General features: G+C 59.0%; 1 pseudogene. It reads left to right on the top strand.

Annotated features, from left to right (window positions below):
- Positions 1–295, top strand: a pseudogene (locus BK660_RS33385) (pilus assembly protein); the annotation flags it as partial.

The raw sequence follows: 295 nt of genomic DNA, 5'->3' as shown, positions 1-295 counted from the left end.
GCCGAGCTGTACATGTTGCTCAGCGCCTTGCGCCAGCACTTCCAGCACATCGTCGTGAACCTCACCGGGCAGACCGACAGCGAAGCCTTGCGCACCTTTGTCAGCCACTGCGACAAGTTGCTCTGGTACACCGATCAGAGCGTGCTCAACTGCCGACGCAACCTTGCCGTGCTCAATCTGTGGCGCGAAAAAGGCATGAAGCTCGACCACGGACGCCTGCTGATCGACCGCTACTTGAGCAATGTCGCGCCCGATTCGGAAACCCTCGGCAAGACCTTCAACCTGGAAGTGATTG

The sequence above is a fragment of the Pseudomonas brassicacearum genome, from assembly GCF_003732265.1.
GTDB lineage: Bacteria > Pseudomonadota > Gammaproteobacteria > Pseudomonadales > Pseudomonadaceae > Aquipseudomonas > Aquipseudomonas brassicacearum_D.
The sequence above is the reverse complement of the archived record's forward strand: the minus strand, read 5'-3'. Positions and strand labels throughout refer to the sequence as shown.